This is a genomic window from Chryseobacterium pennae (assembly GCF_003385515.1).
GTDB classification, from domain to species: domain Bacteria; phylum Bacteroidota; class Bacteroidia; order Flavobacteriales; family Weeksellaceae; genus Chryseobacterium; species Chryseobacterium pennae.
The window spans coordinates 176,201-194,972 of record NZ_QNVT01000004.1 but is presented as its reverse complement, the minus strand read 5'-3'; the positions used below and the strand labels follow the sequence as shown (position 1 = coordinate 194,972).

Here is an 18,772-nt window from a genome sequence, read left to right as displayed (position 1 = left end):
TCAGATTCGTTAGTTTGCTCTGCGGCTCTCAAAACGACAACTTAGATTCACAAACTTTAAAGACGATGAGACATTATTCATTTATCCTATTTTATCTTTTCTGTAACGTTTTTATTTATGCGTTTCAGGGAAGCCTTTGGGTATATGTTGCCTGTTTTCTTGCTTTTTCTGCTGTGATGGTTTGGGGATCATTTGCTATTGAGCTGGGATATTTTGTCAAAAGTATTACCCATAAGAGGACAAAAATCAAGGAAGTAGCCCTTACTTTTGATGATGGCCCTACTGAATTTACACCGAAGTTTTTGGATCTGCTTAAAGAACATGAAATAAAAGCTACCTTTTTCTGCATCGGAAAACAGATTGAGAAATATCCTGAAACTTTTCAAAGAATCATTGCTGAAGGACACTCCATCGGAAATCATACCCTATCCCATTCCAATTCAACAGGTTTTTTATCTGCTTCAAAAATGACCGCAGAGATCGAAAACTGTGACAAGGTTATAAAGAAGGTTGGGAATATACAAACAGACTTATACAGACCTCCTTTCGGAGTTACCAATCCTAGTATTGCCAAAGCGATACTACGGACTCATAAAACAAGCGTTGGCTGGAACGTCCGCTCTCTGGACACGATCATTGATGATGAAAAGAAAATCTATCAAAGAGTAACTAAAGGCCTGAAAAAAGGGAGCATTATCCTTCTTCACGACACTTCAGAAAAAACGTATCGTGTGCTGGCGGATTTATTAGTATTTTTGGCAGATAAAAAGTACTCAACCTTTACAGTTGATTCTATTATAAATTCAAGAAAAAAAATGATTAAAAATATTGCTTTCGGAGCATTTTTACTGGTTTCCGGTTTCTTTTTTGCCCAAAATACGGCAATGTCAGGAGCGGAGGCTAAGGCATTCGTATCTAAGGTTTCGGCGGACACCAAAGAAATCAAGACCCTGCAAAGTGATTTTACCCAAACCAAGAAACTGGACTTTCTGGATAAAAGTATTGTTACCTACGGAAAAATGTCATTGCAGACCCCTAATATGCTGAGCTGGAAATATACCAAACCTTATCAGTACAGCATTGTTTTCAAAAGCAATAAAATATACATCAACGATCAGGGAAAAAAATCTTCCGTAGATGCCAAAAGCAAAACTTTTGAAAAGATCAATAAACTGATTGTCGGAAGCTCCAACGGAACGATGTTCAACGACCCTGAGTTTACGGTGACCTATTTCAAAAACGGGAATTACAATGTGGCGAAATTTGTACCGAAGACGTCCCAGCTTTTAAAATACATCAAACAGATTGAACTTTATTTCCCTAAAAATCAATCTACCGTTTCCCAGGTAAATATGACGGAAGCTTCCGGAGATACTACGAATATTGTTTTTAAAAATACAAAGATCAATGCTTCGATTCCTGCGTCAGAATTTACTTTATAGCCTGATCCTGTTATCGGCTGTTTCCTGCAAAACCTATCAGCTTACAGACGTAAAACCGGTTCCGATAAATGAAAAGACAGTAGAAAATCTTTATTTTTCGTCTGCCGAAGATTATGTCTATAAATGCCAGATGGATATTTATAAAAATCATGTAAGCGGTATTCTCATCATCAAGAAACTGAATGATAAGACACATCGGGTCGCATTAACGTCTGATTTTGGCAATAAACTGATTGATTTTGAGATTTCGGAGAATAACTTCAAACTCAATTATGTACTTCCTGATCTGGATAAAAAAATTGTCATCAATTTTCTGAAGAATGACTTTCAGCAACTTCTAAAAAGACAATATCCGGTGAGCGAAAGCTTTGAAAATGAAAATGCTAACATCTATCTCTCCAAAATTGACAATAAAAGCTATTATTTGTTCTTTAACAAAGAAAATAATCTACTGAAACAGATTATTTATACTAAAAATAACAGAGAAAAGATCGATTTTACTTTTGATGCGAAAAAACATATCTTCGCGGACAGCTTACACTTAGATCATAAGGATTTTAAGATCAATATAAAACTATTTCAAATAACCGAAACTGAATAACTTATACATGAAGAAAATATATTTTCTGCTTTTTGCTCTCATCTCCGGACTGTCTTTTGCACAGGTAACTTTCAGCCTTGGAGTAAGAGGAGGGGCCAATTTTTCACATTTCACACAAGGCAATGGGGTTGAAAAATACTTAATTTATGATGAAAACACTCATTCCTACGATGAAATAAAAGGATCTTATAAATTTAAGAACCGTACAGATTTTTATATTGGTTTTTTTGGAAATATAAGACTTACTAAATTTTATGCTTTGCAACCTGAATTTAATTATTCAAGACAAGGTGCAAAAGTAGAAAGTATTGGAAGAAATGACAGAGATGAATATAAAATTTCTTATTTTGGAACTCAGTTAGTCAATAAGTTTTATTTTAAAAATTTCAATGTGCTTATAGGCCCTACCATTGATGTAGTTGTGGAAAAAGACTTTGATCCATCCTATAATTTCGATTTAGGAATTACTGCAGGGGCGGGTTATGACATTACCAAGAACTTTGGAGTGGAAGCCAGAATAAAACACGGCTTTTTACATACCATAAATAACTACCAGGGAAAACATGCCAATGTAGTTTTCCAGGCTGGAGTATATTATACATTTAATCTTAAAAAATAAGATCATGCAAACCATTCTTACAGATTTTTATAGTTTAACATCATACGAAAAGACAGAAAACGGAAGCTTTATTGCTAATATCCATTTGAATAAAGATCACGATATTTTCAAGGGCCACTTCCCAGGAAATCCTGTGACGCCAGGAGTTTGTATGATGCAGATCATAAAAGAACTTACAGAAGAATTTACAGGGTCAAAATTATTTTTAAAAACAGCTTCGAATGTAAAATTTATGGCTATTATCAATCCTTTTGAGACTCCTGACCTGAAACTTCAACTGGACATTACTGAAAACGAGGAAGATGTTAAAGTAAAAAATGTAACTTCCTTTGGCGAGACTATTGCATTAAAATTGTCTGTAAGCTATAAAAAATAACATCATGAAACTTATTTTATCCTTCGTAGCGGCATTTTTATTCTTCTTTCAGTCTGACCTTGAAACACTGAGAAACAGCTATGCCAAGGCTAATGACTCCAGCACTAATACAACAAACTTTATTGAAGCTGCAGAAAAACAATCCGGTTCTGATCCTGTAACTTTAGGATATAAAGCAGCGGCCAAAATCATGGAAGCCAAAGTATCCAAAGGAAACAGAAAAGCGCTTGTAAAAACAGGTGCCACCAACCTTGAGGGCATTATCAAAAGTAATCCTAATAATGCAGAACTTCGTCTGATCAGATTAAGTGTTCAGGAAAACATTCCTAAAATTGTGGGATACAGAGGAAGCTTAAAAGATGATAAAGCATTCCTCCTGAATAATTACAGTAAACAGAATGCTGCTTTGAAAAACTATATCAAAAGGTTTGCAGGGCAGTCTAAAACCATTACCGAGGCAGAAAGAGCCACTTTAAAATAGAACAATGTCCCTTGCTGAAATACAAAATGCAATTTCTGAAAGGAAGATCTGCGTTTTAATACCTACCTACAATAATGAAAAGACTCTGAAAAGGGTAATTGACGGTGTTTTAAATTACACCGAAAGTATTATTGTGGTCAATGATGGTTCCACAGACTCCACCCTTCAGATTCTGAACCGATATCCTCAGATCACAGTCATTTCCTTACCACAGAATAAAGGAAAAGGAAACGGACTTAAAACAGGCTTCAGAAAGGCAAAGGAACTGGGATATAATCACGCTATAACCATTGATTCCGATGGACAACATTACCCGGATGATATCCCGGTATTTGTAGAAGCTCTTCTTCAGGAGGATAAAGATGTTCTTCTGATTGGAAACAGGAATATGTCTCAGGACGGAATTCCAAAAAAGAGCAGCTTCGGAAACCGGTTTTCTAATTTTTGGTTCTGGTTTGAAACCGGAATCAGGCTGGAAGATACTCAGTCCGGTTACAGACTTTACCCTTTACATAAAATTCCAAAGAAATATTTTACCCCTAAGTTTGAATTTGAAATTGAGATCATTGTAAGAACTGCCTGGAGGCATGTTCCTGTAAAAAATATTCCGATAAAAGTATTGTATGATCCTGCAGAACGCGTTTCTCATTTCAGACCATTCAAGGATTTCACCAGAATCAGTATTCTGAACACAATTTTGGTGACCATTACCCTTTTCTACATTATTCCGAGAAACTTTGTGAATAATTTTAAAAAAAAAAGCTTTAAAAGATTCATAAAGGAAGATGTACTGGAAAGTGACGGAAGCAACCGGACAAAAGCATTTTCCATTGCACTTGGAGTCTTTATCGGTCTTTCTCCTTTTTGGGGATTCCAGACCCTGCTTGTCATCAGCTTATCCGTTCTTTTTAAGCTGAATAAAGTGCTTGCCTTTGTGGCATCCAATGTGAGTTTACCTCCTTTTATTCCTTTCATCATTGCAGCCTCCTTATTTCTGGGTGCTCCATTTGTACATGGAGACAGTAATTTCCTTAGCCAGGATCTTAATTTTGAGCTGATCAAGAATAATCTGCTTCAATATGTGATCGGAAGCTTTATCCTGAGTACCACATTATCTGCTATTACGGGAATAAGCACCTTTCTTTTTCTGAATAAGCTTAACCCTGAAAATAATTAAACCCGCTCTGATATTATAACTAAAAAGAAAAGCTCCGGAAAAAATCCCGAAGCTTTTACACTTATTTATTTTAATGTTTCTATTTGGAAACAATGATCTTTTGGCTATAGTCGATTGAAGAATTGTTCTTAATCTTTACAATATAGGTCCCGTTGATCAGATTACTTGCATTAACTGTCGTTTGCCTGTTAAGATTGATACTTTCCTGAGAAATTAACTTTCCGGTAAAATCATAGATGGATACGGTGGTAATTCCTGATAAGTTCATTCCTGAAGGTGTCTTAATCGTAAACTCATTTTTCACAGGGTTCGGATAGATAGAAATTCCTTTTGTATTTTCTGCAGCTTCACTTACGGCCAATGTAGCACATTCAGCCGGAACTGTAAAGTCTTCTACCTGGTCACTCATTCCTGGTAAAGGCTGATTTGACCCAAAGGCCAAACCATTAAGCTGTCCTGCTGCTGCATTCACCCCTAATCCTCTTTTAGCGAATGTCTTCCAGATCATACACTTATTTTCTCCATTAGTAGAAGCTTGATCAGCGGCAAGAATAGCATCTCTTCCCTGTGCAAATGTAGGATTACACGGCTGTAATTTAAGAGCATCCATTACCAGCTGTAAAATTTTTGCACTCCCGCTGTTAGGATTATCCAAAACATTACTGCTATAACCGTATTTTTCTACATACTTCCAGTTAAGATCCCAAAGCATTGAAGCCCAGATAAAACCAATACTGTGAACATCAGGTACAGTAACTGCAATTCCTGATATAGATGCATTTACTTTCATTCCATTGGTTCTACCATAAGTAAAATTATTTACGCCAAAATCAGGTGAATATTTTGCTGGTCTAATTCCTGCTCCTGTTGCGGCTTCTCCTGAAGCAAAAGTTCCTATTCCTCTGGCAATAGAGGCATTATCTCCCGGTCTGGTAGTCAGCATTAAAGCAAAGAAATCAGACCAACCTTCTCCCATTTGCTCATTAGATGTGATGTAGGATAAACAAGAGCTTCCTGTTCCGGTAAGACGATTAGAAATCCCGTGCCCATACTCATGGCTTATAATACCATTATCTAAGCTGGCATCTCTATAAACAGCCTCAGTTTTTAATGTAGCATTTGCAACAACACCATTGGTTAATTCACTTACAAGGAACTCTCCTTCTGATTTACCAACCATAATTGTAGGAATGGTAATCGTAGTATCTGTTCCTCCAAGTCCTACTGGGATATCACTATTCGGATGATACTGTATAACTCCTACAGCTCCGGCATTTTGAAGATTCTTGGTTTTAAGAGCAAAACCACATCCTGTAGGCCCTGCTGCATTTAATACCGCTATTTTCCCGGTAAGACTTCCGGCAGCAACAGCAGTACATGCATCAGCTGGTGTTGGAAGAGCCAGATCTCCTGTGACAGGAGTTCCTCCAATAAGTTGTGGACCGAAATTAGCAGTTCCTGCTTTTGGAGCTCTTGCTACATAATTTGACGGAGCATTATAATAAAGATATCTTGCATCGTTAGGTACAAAAAGGAACATTTGCATTCTTCCGCTTGTTCCATCAGCACCAGGATTAAAATTAGCATTATTAAGACCACTTCCATCTCTTGATTCAGCAAGAACAGGGTCATTCTCTACGCCGCCTTTTCCAAAATTATTTTTTTGATAGTTCCTCGCAGATTCTGTAAATCCGAATTTATAAAACACATCATGCATTTTATTCGTTGTATAGAATAAATTGGTTACAGCTGCCGAGGTATAGGCTTGCTGCATTTGTGTCACATCCAAAGGAAAATCAAAAACTCTGTTTGCACCACCATCGGGAGAGAATTGTGCAACATTGGTATTAGCCTCATCAGTATATGCAAAGGCATTATTTCCTCTTGTTATGGTATAGCTTGTAGTACCGTCAGAATGCCAGCCTTCAGGTGAAGCTGTCAGATCCCAAGGATTGGTAAGCAGTGTTCTGCTTCCAAATGATGGGGCCTCTACAGGAAATGCAAAAACATTATAAGAAGCGTTATCCGGAGATAGAACAAAATTTGTATTCTTATGTAAGTCTGCCACTTCTAAATTATTAGGAAGAGCAGAAGGCTCAATATTCAGGCCTGTTAACAATTCTCCAGCAGATCTTTCGTAAGTTCCAGGGTGAAAATCACAGGAAAGTGTTGTATTTTCCTGATATAGAATAGAACCATCCTCGGTGCTTACAATAGTATTCCATACATTGCTGGTTCCTTTTTCTTCAATATTAAACTGATAACCAAGGATGAAATCTCCTCCCTTTGCAAAATAAACGGTGTTCGTTTTTATCGGTTCATCATGACCATCAATATTCTTAGATGTGGATAAACCGTTCAATCTTTTAACAGTTTGAGCAACCAATGCATCTTTTCTGCCACTTTCCTTCCCTTTAATGGTATTAGGATAGGTTTTAATAAATGTATCAGCAAAACTCAATACTTTTCCATCTCTGATCAAAACATTGGCAGAGCTACCAAATACCGGAATACCATCAATGGTTTGCTGTATTCCTACCACATCTCCCTTTAAACTTGTTGAAGGGTCTATGTTGATAATTTTAAAACCTTTTAACTCAGAATTAGATCTTTGAAAAGATCCTGCAGAGTTCACATAATCTCTAATGACTTGTTCATACTTTTGAGCAGAGACAATCCCTGCACTGAAAAGAGAACAAAATAACAATAGCTTAACACTAAGTCGAATTTTCTTCATAAGTTTTCTTTTAACAAAAATTAATATCCAATTCGGTTAGTAGGGAAATAAACAAAAATGTTACATATTTTATTATAAAAATTAAAAAAAAGTGAATATTTATTCACAAAACACCATAAAAACAAAACGATTATTGAAAAAAAAATGCTCTGGAAGCTATTCCAGAGCATTACACTTATTTATTTAAAAATTTCTATTTAGAAACAATGATCTTTTGGCTATAGTCGATTGAAGAATTATTTTTAATCTTCACAATATACACTCCGTTGATCAGATGATTAGCATTAACTGTTGTCTGCCTGTTAAGATTAATATTTTCCTGGGAAATAAGCTTCCCTGTCAAATCATAGATAGACACGGTGGTAATTCCTGATAAATTAATTCCTGAAGGAGTTTTTATCGTAAACTCATTTTTCACAGGGTTCGGATAGATAGAAATTCCTTTTGTATTTTCTGCGGCTTCACTTACTGCTAATGTAGCACATTCAGCTGGAACTGTAAAGTCTTCTACCTGGTCACTTAAATCCGGTGTTGCCTGATCATGTCCCAACCATCTTCCTTTCAACCCACCCGGAGCTGCATTGACCCCCAATCCTCTTTTTGCAAATGTTTTCCAGATCATACATTTATCTGCTCCTTCTGTCTTTGCCTGCTCGGCAGCTAAGATTGCATTTCTGCCTGTTACAAAAGTAGGAAGACATGGTTGCAATTTCAAAGCATCTACAACAAGCTGCAATACCCTTGCACTTCCACTGTTAGGATTATCCAAAACATTGCTGCTATACCCATATTTTTCAACATAATTCCTATGAAGATCCCAAAGCATAGTAGCCCATACAAACCCCACACTATGAGAATTAACCCGGGTAATCTGAGTTCCATCGGTTTCAGTATCGTTATATTTCATTCCGTTGGTTTTACCATATGTATAATCATTGATTGTGAAGTCCGGAGAATATCTCTTAGGTCTTATTCCAACAGCATCTGTAGGATCTCCTTCAGCAAAAGTTCCCATACCTCTTGGTACAGAAGCGTTATCACCAGGTCTGTTAGTTAACATTAAAGCAAAGAAATCTGACCATCCCTCGCCCATTTGTTCATTATCATTTGTATAATTTAAACACCCGACACTTGTCCCGGTAAGACGCGAAGAAATACCATGTCCATATTCGTGGATAACAATACCGTTGTCTAAACTTCCGTCCTTATAGATATAATTGAGTTTATCATACTTCAATGTTGCGTTGACTGCTGTAGATGTAAGTTGATTGATAATGGTAGTCCCCTCAGCATTTTCTATGTTAACCGATGGAATCGTAATTGTAGCATCTGTTCCTCCCATTTGACCAGTAAGAATTGCAGAAGTTGGCGCATTATAAACAATCGCTCCTACAGCTCCTTTTAACTGAGCATTTTTAACTTTTAGGGCAAAACCACAATTATTAGCCCCACCTCGTTGTATCAAAGCTATTTTCCCAGTAAGATCTTCCGAAATGGCAGTACATCCATCAATAGGTGTAGTAACAGCAATATCAGCGGTAACTCCTGTTGATGTTAATGCCGGGCCAAATACGGCTGTTCTAGTAGTAGGAGTCCTTGATACAAATGCGGCAGGTGAATTATAAAAAAGGTTCTGCATATTTTTAGGTTCATACAAATACATTTGCATTCTTGGTGCAAAACCATCGTTAGGCGTTGCAAAATTAGCATTATTATATCCTTTGCCATCTCTCGCCTCAGCTAATACAGCATCATTTCCAGAACCTCCGTTTCCAAAGTTATTGGTTTGAAAATTTTTAGCAGATTCTGTAAATCCAAACTTATAAAATACATCATGAATCTTATTATTCAGATAAAATAAGTTAGTGACTGATGCAGATGTATAATTTTGTGGTGGCAATGTTATATCCAATGGAAAATCAAAAGCTCTGGCAGCTCCACCATCAGGGGAAAACTGGGGAATATTGGTAGCATTTTCATCTGTATAGGCATACACATTATTTCCTCTTGTGTTTGTATAGTGAGTGGTTCCATCAGAATGCCACCCTTCCGGTGAGGCTACCAAATCCCATGGATTCGTAATCAATGATCTGCTTCCAAAAGTGGGAGCTTCCACAGGTAAAGGAAATACATTATAGGAAGCATTATCCGGAGCTAAAACAAAGTTGGTACCCTGCGGCATTGTATGCTGTAATTGTGGAAATAGGTTTTGCGTTGAATGTTCTGCATGAGAATGCTCATAAGCTTCTGAATGGAAATTACAGGAAATGGTAAGGTTTTCCTTGTATAAGACAGAACCATCTTCAGCACTGATAATCACCATCAAGGTATTATTGGATTCTTTTTCTTCAATATAAAATTCATATCCAAGAATCAGAGTCCCATTTTTTGCAAAATAAACAGTAGTTGACTTAATAGTATCTTCTTTTCCATTTTTGTTTTTAGCAGCTGTATTTCCATTGAGCTTTTCAATAGCACCTGCAATCAGAGATTCCTTATTCGGTGTTTCTTTACCTTTAACCGAAGCTGGTGAAATTTTTATAAAGGTATCTGAAAAGCTTAATACTTTGTCTTCCCTTATCAGAACATTGGCAGAGCTACCGAATACAGGGATTCCATTGATCGTTTGCTGTATTCCTACAACATCTCCTTTTAAGCTTTCTGAATGATCGATATTGACAATTTTAAAAGATTTCAGGTCAGAGTTCATTCTTTGAAACTGTCCTTTTGAAGAACTCATATAGTCTTTTATAACCTGCTCCTGATTTTGAGCGAAAACCATCCCTGCACTGAAAAAGGAAGAAAGAAGCAGGAATTTAACAGAGAATTTAATTTTTATCATATTACACGTTTTTATTGCAACGAACTTATAAATTCACAACAAAAAACGCAACACAATGTTAATGTATTCAAAAAAACAATCAAATAATAGAGTCAGTAAACAAAGTATAGTTTAATTTTTTCGTTAAAACACATGACAAATTAGTTTTTTATACACTTTTGCCACTAAACAAAAAATGATTAAATAAATAAAAATCAATCAATTGTTTAAACAATTTCTAATACTTTTTGAATTTTTTATCCGTTTTATTAAGATATTTTTCAACTGATTTCTGATCAGGAACGGTGGTTATTTCTTTGGTAAGAGTCTTTTCAAACTGAATTTTTGCTTTTAAATATTCTCTTTTGTGATAATAATATTTACCAACTAAGAAATATCCTTTCCAAAAATCAGGATTTAAAGATGTATAATGAGCAAAAAAACCGTCTGTAAGTTCTTCTTTTTGATGAATAGCATTACTGATCTTTAAACTTAAATGTCTGTATTCTTCATAATTCTTAAACTCCTGTGAGTCAGCAAAAGGATCTCTGCCAATATTCAGCTGTGATTTTGAAAAATCATTACGTTGTAAACCCTTTCCGGAAAATATTTCATTGAGATCATAGCATACAAATTCTCCCAGTTGATAAGGATTGGAAGATACCCAGGCCAGCTTCTTTTCGGGTGAGAAAATAACAGCATGATGAGCCAGGAGCTGGTTTAATGCCTTTTCGTTTCCATTGCCGATGCTTTTATCCTTTATCCCTGAACGGTTTCTTAAGATGGAAGCCATTTTCTCAGGATTTAATTTTTTCTCTTCCTGCAAAAGTTCCTGAAGCTTTTCATAGCGATAGGCGGAATGACTTTCTTCAATCTGTTTCTGATTTCTTACATCATCTTTATACACATCAGACTGAAAATGATTTGTACAAAATACTTTACTTGTATTCTGAATCCTGTACACTCCGAAATTTTTCGGTGAAACTTCAATGATTACTGCATTTTTGTCATGAGCACTTCCCACTAAGATTGATTCTGAGACAAAAACATTCCTTTTCCTGGCAATAGCGATGGCTTCTTCAATATTTTTAGCGTATTGTAATATTTCTCTTGTGACCAGCGAAATTGGTGTCTTTGCAGTCAAAGGAATTCTGGATTTTCCGGCATTGATCGTTACTGTAACTCCTTCTTTGTTCATCCCGGAAACTACTCCAATCATTCCCGGCCAGCTTACAGACATATAAGGAATTCCGTCTTCCGACTCTACGAACTCTACCAATTTATTTCTGGCAAAGTCATCTCCTACATAGAAATCAAAGTTTCTTCCAATCAGCATGTCACCATCTTCCGTATTTTCGTTCCAAACAGCCAAAGAAGTACAGCCAACCATCGCCAGATCCTGCATCGCATGTCCTATATCATGAGCTCCGTGCAGATAAAGATTTCTCAAATACTTTGGTGCTATAAAATCATACTTATCTGATGAATATTGTGACAATCCCAATAATTCTGCCTGATAATCTTCTCTTACATTGAGATACATTTTACGGTTATACCACTTTAAGAAAGCATTTAAAAGTTTCTGTTTAAACTTTGAGGGAACAAAGCCCTCTACTTTGGAAAAGAAAATACCTTCCTGTTTCTGCATCAGATCCTGGGTTAATGCACCATTATTATAGCCTAGCTGCAAAGGGTTTCCTTTAATATAAAGTTCCCAAAGCTGCTGTTTATTTTTGGTGAGGAAATTTTGATTATAGCTAAAGGTACTATCATTAATCCTATGAACCTTAGGAATTTCCAGAGCATATTGTTTTACATCAGGAATATGATTTACAGATTTTGATACTCCACATGAAATAAGGAGAAAAGAAAAAAGGAAGTAAATAAGGACCCTTTTATATGACAGATATTGGATATTAGCTTTTTTCACTGTTGGTTTTTATTAAGTCATTGAATCCAAGCGGCTGTCAATAGTTTCTTTCCCAAGAATTTCGGCACAGGTATTAAATGCGCCTATAGTTACCCCCAGAACTCCATGCATATTTACAGATTGACCTGTCAGAAACAGATTGTCAATTTTTGTACGGGGAGAGACCATTGTTTTAAGTGGATTATCAGAGTTTTTCATGTAACCGTACATATTTCCTTCAAAGCTTCCGATATAGTCGCGATATGATAAAGGTGAAGAGGTATATATCCGTTTAATGGCATGTCTCAGATTAGGAATCTTCTTTTCGAGGGCATTAAGCATTTTCTCAATCTTTACCAGCTTGAACTTTTCATACTGCTCTCCTCTTTCATGCTCATCTGTTACTGTATTTACTGTACTTTCCCATTGTTTAACCTCATCAAAATCCATATAAGAAATCGCAGTCAGACTTTCTGCAAACTCAGGATGATGCTTTGAAGGGGTGGATGACAGCATATAGGTTTCCGGCCAGCTTTCTTTATTATAGCGGTAGGCATTCCAGACCTGTTCTTCTGTTGAATAATGATAAATATTATAATTAAAATTCGGTAAACACTGAGGATGTAAAACAAGGTAAACGCTGAAGCAGGATGAAACCGGCTGCCAACTTAAAACCCTGTTCAGGAAAGATTTTTTCAGTCTTTCATCTCCAATTAATTTAATAGTAGAATGTATTTCAATATTTGATATAAACTGCTTGGCAGTATATTCTTTTCCCGTCTTTGTTTTTACAGATGTCAGTATATTATTTTCATTAAAAATAAACCCGGAAACTTCTGAATGCTTGTGAACTTCAGCGCCATATTGCCGAAGCTTCCTGATCAATAGCTTAGAGATCTGACTTCCTCCTTTCACACATTTATAAGCGCTTTGCATATAGGAATTTACCGTTAAAGCATGAATGTAAAACGGAATGTTTTCAGAATCCCCTGCATACAGAAAATTAGAACCTAATAAAACGGATTGAAGGGTCTTATTCTGTGTTACGGATTCTATAAACCTCTTGGTATTTAAATGCAGGATTTCTTCATTGTAATTTTCCTTTCCCACCACATGATATCTCGGAAACTGACTGCATACATACTGGATCTCTTCACAATAGTTTTCAAGATTTTCTTTTTCATCGGGAAAATAAGCGGATAATTGCTCTACAAAATTCTGATACCCCTGGGCATGTGGATATTCAACCGTACCATCTCCAAAGGAAATTCTATCATATCCATCTTCATCCATCTTCTGCAGCTCCAGTTCATCCATAATCTCCAGATAAGAGAAAAAACGGTTTAGATTCTGCCCTTCTGAAAGACCTCCCAAATAATGGACACCAGTATCAAAAATAAGTTTATCCCTTGAAAAAGTCTGCAGATTTCCGCCATACTGGTTATTTTTCTCCAGCACGCAAACTTTCAGGCCTTCTTTCGCCAAAATAAGAGCCGAAACAAGACCTCCCAATCCACTGCCGATAACAAGTATGTCATATTCTTTTTTCAAAGGAGAATGTGCTTTTTAAATTAGAGATTGGAAAATTAAGAAATTCAGATATTATTTTGTCATTTCTAAACAGGAAAGTCCTATTTGAACAATATCCTTTTAAAAATTCAGGTTCTTAATAGATTTTAATAGGTTCCGGTTTTTTTATTAGTTTTTGAAGGAATAAAAATAGAAAAATTAATCAATATCATCCCAAAAGTCAAAATAATTAAACCATTGGAGCGGATATTTTTTCACCATCGTTTCAAGATTCTGAACATAAGATTGCAGAAGTCCCTGAGAATCCCGGTTTTTAATATTCTTTGCTACTCTTGCATACAGATGGTAATGAAGATTGTTTTCCTTCATCACATAGACATATACCACAGGTACTCCCAATCGGGATGCAATAAGAAACGGGCCTGCCGGAAACTTGGCGCTTTTCCCCAGTAAATCGGCTTCCAGAAATTTTGAACCTTCAAAATAACGGTCACCTGTAAAGCAGATCAGCTCATTATTGGACAAAGCCTGATTGATCTCAAAGATATGCGACATATCTTCTTTTACATAAATAAACTTGATATTACTCTTTTTAACAGAAACACTTTCCAGGTATTCCTTGATCACGGTTACTTCCTGATCTGTTGTCACCAGATTGATCTGACAGTCAAAATCGATGTCTGCAAAGAAATGCTCTGCTACCTCAAAGTTGCCAATATGGGCACTGATCAGAACTCCTCCTTTTTTGGCTGCCAAAAGATCTCTCAGATTTTCAATCCCATCAAATTCATAGGTATACTTTTCTCTCAACCCTGCGGAAATAGCCGTTTTATCGATCAGAACCTGCCCAAAAGTGAAATAGCTTTTGAAAATTGAACGTTTAGCTTTCCAGTAACTGTAATTCAGCCTTTTCTGAAAATAGTTTAGAATGTATTGGTTGCTTTTTTTTTGGAATAGAACATAATAAGCAGCCACAAAGTATAGTACCCAATATGAACTTCTGATTCCGATATTTCTAATACACCAGACGAATATCCTGTAACCGAGAACCGTCCCTTTAGATTTACCTTTCCATTTGTTCATAACAATTTACCAATATAAGAGTGTACCAATGTAATAATATCTCTGAGTATCCTCTTCTATTATTACATTGGTACATTGTAAGGAATATAGATTACTTAATAACTATGCGTTTTTTTCAGCGATCTTATTTTCAATCGTTGTGTAGAAATCATCAAATGTCACCATTTTCTTGAAGTCTGCTTCTCCTAATTTCACTCCGAAATTGGATTCGATTACTACGACCATGTCAATATAGTCTAAACTGTCTAGCCCCAGTGTATTTTTAAGGTTGGCATCATTACTGATTTCATCTCCGTCAACTTCAAATTCGTTAACCAGAAAATCATTAACAATAGCAACAATTTTTTCCCTTTCCATGTTTTTAATCAAATTTTTTAACTATTAGTGCAGAATTGGTTCCCCCGAACCCAAAAGAATTCGACAAAAATACATCAATTTTTTGATTTTTTGTTTTAGAGACTAAATTTATCTTTTGTGCCTCACTATCAGGATTTTCAAGATTAATATTCGGTGCTACAAAATCATTCTGCATCATCAGAATTGAGTAAATAACTTCACTTGCGCCAGCCATCCAGCACTCGTGTCCGGTCATGGATTTGGTAGAACTCACCGGAACCTCACTTCCAAAGATCTCATGAATCGCTTTTGCTTCATTGGCATCTCCAATGGGAGTAGAAGTGGCGTGAGCATTGATATAATCGATATCTGAAGCTTTCAAACCTGACTGTTTCAAAGCTCGGTCCATTGCCAAAGCCGGTCCATCCACATTCGGGGTTGAAATATGGCCTCCGTTGGATGAGAAGCCATAACCTATGATTTCAGCAATAATAGGAACTCCTCTTCTTTGGGCAGATTCAAGGCTTTCAACGATTAAAGAAGCTGCGCCTCCACTTGGAATCAGTCCATCCCGTTCTGAGTCAAAAGGTCTTGATGCTTTGGTAGGTTCATCTTCTCTTGCAGAGAAAACACCCAATCCATCAAAACTCGCCATGGAATACTTATTGGTTTCCTGAGCCCCACCACAGATAATCATCTCCTGAAAACCGTTTTTGATCATCATATAAGCAAGCCCTAAGGAATGTGAGCCACTTGCACAGGCTGCACTAATTGTAAGATTAATACCTTTCAGCTTAAATATGGTAGAAAGGTTCATGGTAACCGTTGAATTCATTGATTTAAAGATCGCTCCCGACCCCATCAATGTAGTATCTTTCTTTTCTCTTGCAATATCGATAGATTCTACGACTGCCTGAGAAACACTGTCATTTCCGTATAGGATCCCAACTTCATGAGTATCTAAAAAGGCTTCATCAAGATCAGCCTGCTTCAGAGCATCAAGGGTAGCAAGATAAGCATATTCACTTTCTTCACCCATGCTTACACGCTGGCGTCTGTTCAAAAGATTCTTTAAATCAGGTTTTGGAACTGTTCCTGTAAGACCTGATCTGAAACCGAATTCTTTCCTGTCCTGATCTAAAACAATACCGGATTTTCCTTGATATAGGGATTCCCTGACCTCTTCTAAAGATGTCCCGATGCAGGAATAAATTCCCATTCCGGTAATTACAACCCTATTTTCCATTTATATATATTGAATTTAACAATGTAACAGTCTAACTTTTATTACAGCATTGGTACATTGATATATTGTTACATTATTTACGAGTAAATTCCGCCGTTAATATTAATCACCTCTCCAGTAATGTATGAAGATTTTTTAGAAGCTAAGAACGCTACAAGATCTGCTACTTCTTCTGCTTCTCCAAACCTGTTGGCAGGAATCATTGCCTTCAGTTCATCCTCATTGAATTCCTGGGTCATATCTGTTCTGATAAAACCAGGAGCTACTGCATTCACTGTAACATTTCTCTTGGCAACTTCCTGAGCAAGGGCTTTTGTAGCACCTACAAGCGCTCCTTTAGCTGCTGAATAATTGGTCTGACCTGCTGTTCCTTTTACTCCGGATACAGAAACCATATTGATGATTCTACCATATTTGTTACGAAGCAGCTTTTGAATAAAGAAATTAGTAACATTGAAGAAACCGTCTAAACTGGTATTGATTACACTGTTCCAGTCTTCTTTCTGCATCCACATAAACAATCCGTCTCTTGTAATTCCGGCGTTATTAACAATAACCTCAACCACAGCTTCAGGATTGTTTTCCTGCCATGCAGTTAATACTTCCTGTACTTCTTCGGCATTTCCTACATCAAATTTAAGTATTTCTCCTGTAGCGCCCAATTCTTCTACTTTCGCCAAAGTTTCCTTTGCGGCAGCTTCATTGGAAGTGTAATTGATCAGTATATGATAGTTCTTCTCTTCAGCCAGTTTTATACAGATTGCCCTCCCGATTCCTCTGGAGCCTCCTGTTATAATTGCACATTTCATGCGTTAGTGTTTATTTTGTTTTAGTTTTTTTTAAGTTACCTTGTTTTTTTAAGACAATTTATATGAGCATATAATTACATTGTCTTTAAATATTTCTTTACTTCCTCCAGATACGGATACATTACCATATCATCTGAGAAGGCAGGAATTATTTTTCTGATCTCATCATACAGTTCTTTTGTAGATGATGAAATTTCATTCTGAAAACCAAGATATTCAATAGCCTGAATGATGGTAATGGCTTCAATCGCTAATACTTCAAAAGCATTTTCAATCACTTTTCTGCAGATTACCGCAGCGTTGGTTCCCATGCTTACAATATCCTGATTGTCATTATTATTAGGAATACTGTGAACGTACATAGGGTTCGACAACATCTGGCTTTCCGCTGTAGTGGAAGTTGCTGTAAACTGTACTCCCTGCATCCCGAAATTGAAACCTAATTTACCTAAATTTACAAAAGGAGGCAAAATTTCATTGATTTTAGCATTTAAAAGATAGTTCAGCTGTCTTTCTGCAAGCATAGTAAGCTTTGTCACTACAATCTTTAGCTTGTCCATTTCCAGAGAGATATAGTCGCCATGGAAATTTCCGCCATGGTAAACATGCTGATCTTCAACATTGATGATCGGGTTATCATTAGCAGAATTGATCTCATTTTCAAGAACCTTCTCTGTATACTCCAATGTATCCAATACCGGACCTAAAATCTGAGGAACACATCGTAAAGAATAATATTCCTGAACTTTTTCTTTGAATACTTTTTCCTGCTCTTCAAAGTGGGTATAAAGGTGGTCTGCTCTTTTTCTGATCAGCTTACTGTCTGCAAGATGCACACGCATCCTTTCTGCCACTTTCTGTTGACCATAGTGTCTTTTTGTTCCATTTAAGGTTTCTGAGAAATGATCGTCATAAGCCTGAACAATTTCGTTGATAGCACAGGAAAGCTTAATGGAAATATCTGTTAACTGATTCGCTTTATAAGCATTTACAATACCAATTCCTGACATTACAGAAGTACCGTTCATTAAGGCAAGCCCTTCACGGATCTCAACCTGTATTGGCTGTAATCCTTCGATTTCAAAAACGTCTTTGGTAGACTTTCTTTCTCCTTTATAGAAAACTTCTCCTTCTCCAATCAGGACTAAAGCAAGGTGAGCCAACTGAACAAGGTCTCCGCTTGCTCCTACTCCTCCATGTTCAAAGATCAATGGGATAATATCTCTGTTGATCAGTTCCTGAAGAAGGTAAATAACGGACTCATGCACTCCGGAATTCCCTAGCGACAAGGTATTCATTCTTGCCAGCATGCAAGCTTTCACTTCCTGAGCAGGCAAAGGGTTTCCGATTCCGGAAGAGTGGCTTCTGATCAGGTTATACTGAAGCTGGTGTGTATCTTCATCACTGATTTTAAATTGCGCCATAGGCCCAAAACCAGTATTTACACCATATATTACTTTATTTTTTGAAAATTCCTTTAAAAACTGAAAACTTGTATTCACTCTTGATAAAAGTGATTCATCCAGTTCTATTTTTTCATTTTCAATGATAATTTTTTGAAAGTCTTTCAGTTCTAAAAAGTTATTTATTTTCATCAATTAAAAG

15 protein-coding genes are annotated in these 18,772 nt (G+C 36.5%); 6 read left to right on the top strand and 9 right to left on the bottom strand.

Features of this window, described 5'->3' with window-relative positions:
• The first annotated feature begins 65 nt into the window (after nucleotides 1-65).
• The 6 genes from DRF65_RS28805 to DRF65_RS06605 are packed head-to-tail and all read left to right on the top strand — an operon-like array spanning nucleotide 66 to nucleotide 4,696.
• Nucleotides 66-1,442, top strand: coding sequence for a polysaccharide deacetylase family protein (locus tag DRF65_RS28805; protein WP_228438556.1), 1,377 nt, complete (start codon nucleotides 66-68; stop codon nucleotides 1,440-1,442).
• Nucleotides 1,408-2,043 carry a hypothetical protein gene (locus tag DRF65_RS06625; RefSeq protein WP_115969967.1) on the top strand — a complete coding sequence of 212 codons (636 nt, stop codon included), beginning with the start codon at nucleotides 1,408-1,410 and terminating at the stop codon, nucleotides 2,041-2,043. Before DRF65_RS28805 ends, DRF65_RS06625 begins: the two co-directional genes overlap by 35 nt.
• A 7-nt stretch (nucleotides 2,044-2,050) precedes the next feature.
• A complete protein-coding gene (locus DRF65_RS06620) occupies nucleotides 2,051-2,662 on the top strand; it encodes an outer membrane beta-barrel protein (RefSeq protein WP_115969965.1) in 612 nt (203 codons plus the stop codon).
• Between the two features lie 4 nt (nucleotides 2,663-2,666).
• Nucleotides 2,667-3,038 (top strand): 3-hydroxyacyl-ACP dehydratase, encoded by a 372-nt coding sequence (locus tag DRF65_RS06615; protein ID WP_115969963.1) that lies wholly within the window; start codon nucleotides 2,667-2,669, stop codon nucleotides 3,036-3,038.
• A 4-nt stretch (nucleotides 3,039-3,042) separates the two neighbouring features.
• The gene (locus DRF65_RS06610; RefSeq protein WP_115969961.1) at nucleotides 3,043-3,519 is read left to right on the top strand and encodes a hypothetical protein; all 477 of its coding nucleotides are present in this window, start codon (nucleotides 3,043-3,045) and stop codon (nucleotides 3,517-3,519) included.
• A 4-nt stretch (nucleotides 3,520-3,523) separates the two neighbouring features.
• Nucleotides 3,524-4,696, top strand: a complete 1,173-nt coding sequence (locus tag DRF65_RS06605) for a DUF2062 domain-containing protein (RefSeq protein WP_115969959.1) — start codon at nucleotides 3,524-3,526, stop codon at nucleotides 4,694-4,696.
• A 79-nt stretch (nucleotides 4,697-4,775) separates the two neighbouring features.
• On the opposite strand, the gene DRF65_RS06600 is transcribed toward DRF65_RS06605, so the two are convergent.
• From DRF65_RS06600 to DRF65_RS06560, 9 genes are all read right to left on the bottom strand, one after another.
• Nucleotides 4,776-7,433 (bottom strand): T9SS-dependent M36 family metallopeptidase, encoded by a 2,658-nt coding sequence (locus tag DRF65_RS06600; RefSeq protein ID WP_115969957.1) that lies wholly within the window; start codon nucleotides 7,431-7,433, stop codon nucleotides 4,776-4,778.
• Nucleotides 7,434-7,626: 193 nt separating this feature from the next.
• The gene (locus DRF65_RS06595) at nucleotides 7,627-10,275 is read right to left on the bottom strand and encodes a T9SS-dependent M36 family metallopeptidase (RefSeq protein ID WP_115969955.1); all 2,649 of its coding nucleotides are present in this window, start codon (nucleotides 10,273-10,275) and stop codon (nucleotides 7,627-7,629) included.
• A 217-nt stretch (nucleotides 10,276-10,492) separates the two neighbouring features.
• Nucleotides 10,493-12,184 (bottom strand): C45 family autoproteolytic acyltransferase/hydolase, encoded by a 1,692-nt coding sequence (locus DRF65_RS06590; RefSeq protein WP_228438554.1) that lies wholly within the window; start codon nucleotides 12,182-12,184, stop codon nucleotides 10,493-10,495.
• A gap of 12 nt (nucleotides 12,185-12,196) precedes the next feature.
• The gene (locus DRF65_RS06585) at nucleotides 12,197-13,714 is read right to left on the bottom strand and encodes a phytoene desaturase family protein (protein ID WP_115969954.1); all 1,518 of its coding nucleotides are present in this window, start codon (nucleotides 13,712-13,714) and stop codon (nucleotides 12,197-12,199) included.
• A 177-nt stretch (nucleotides 13,715-13,891) separates the two neighbouring features.
• Nucleotides 13,892-14,776: an LpxL/LpxP family acyltransferase gene (locus DRF65_RS06580; RefSeq protein ID WP_115969952.1), complete on the bottom strand. Its 885-nt coding sequence runs from the start codon at nucleotides 14,774-14,776 to the stop codon at nucleotides 13,892-13,894.
• Nucleotides 14,777-14,878: 102 nt separating this feature from the next.
• Nucleotides 14,879-15,133: an acyl carrier protein gene (locus DRF65_RS06575; RefSeq protein ID WP_047377388.1), complete on the bottom strand. Its 255-nt coding sequence runs from the start codon at nucleotides 15,131-15,133 to the stop codon at nucleotides 14,879-14,881.
• Between the two features lie 4 nt (nucleotides 15,134-15,137).
• Complete coding sequence (locus DRF65_RS06570) at nucleotides 15,138-16,358, bottom strand: beta-ketoacyl-[acyl-carrier-protein] synthase family protein (RefSeq protein ID WP_115969950.1); 1,221 nt, start codon at nucleotides 16,356-16,358, stop codon at nucleotides 15,138-15,140.
• 77 nt (nucleotides 16,359-16,435) lie between these two features.
• Nucleotides 16,436-17,167: a 3-oxoacyl-ACP reductase FabG gene (fabG, locus tag DRF65_RS06565; protein WP_115969948.1), complete on the bottom strand. Its 732-nt coding sequence runs from the start codon at nucleotides 17,165-17,167 to the stop codon at nucleotides 16,436-16,438.
• 74 nt (nucleotides 17,168-17,241) lie between these two features.
• Entirely contained in the window at nucleotides 17,242-18,762 is a 1,521-nt protein-coding gene (locus DRF65_RS06560) for an HAL/PAL/TAL family ammonia-lyase (RefSeq protein ID WP_185148455.1), read from the bottom strand.
• Between the last annotated feature and the right edge of the window lie 10 nt (nucleotides 18,763-18,772).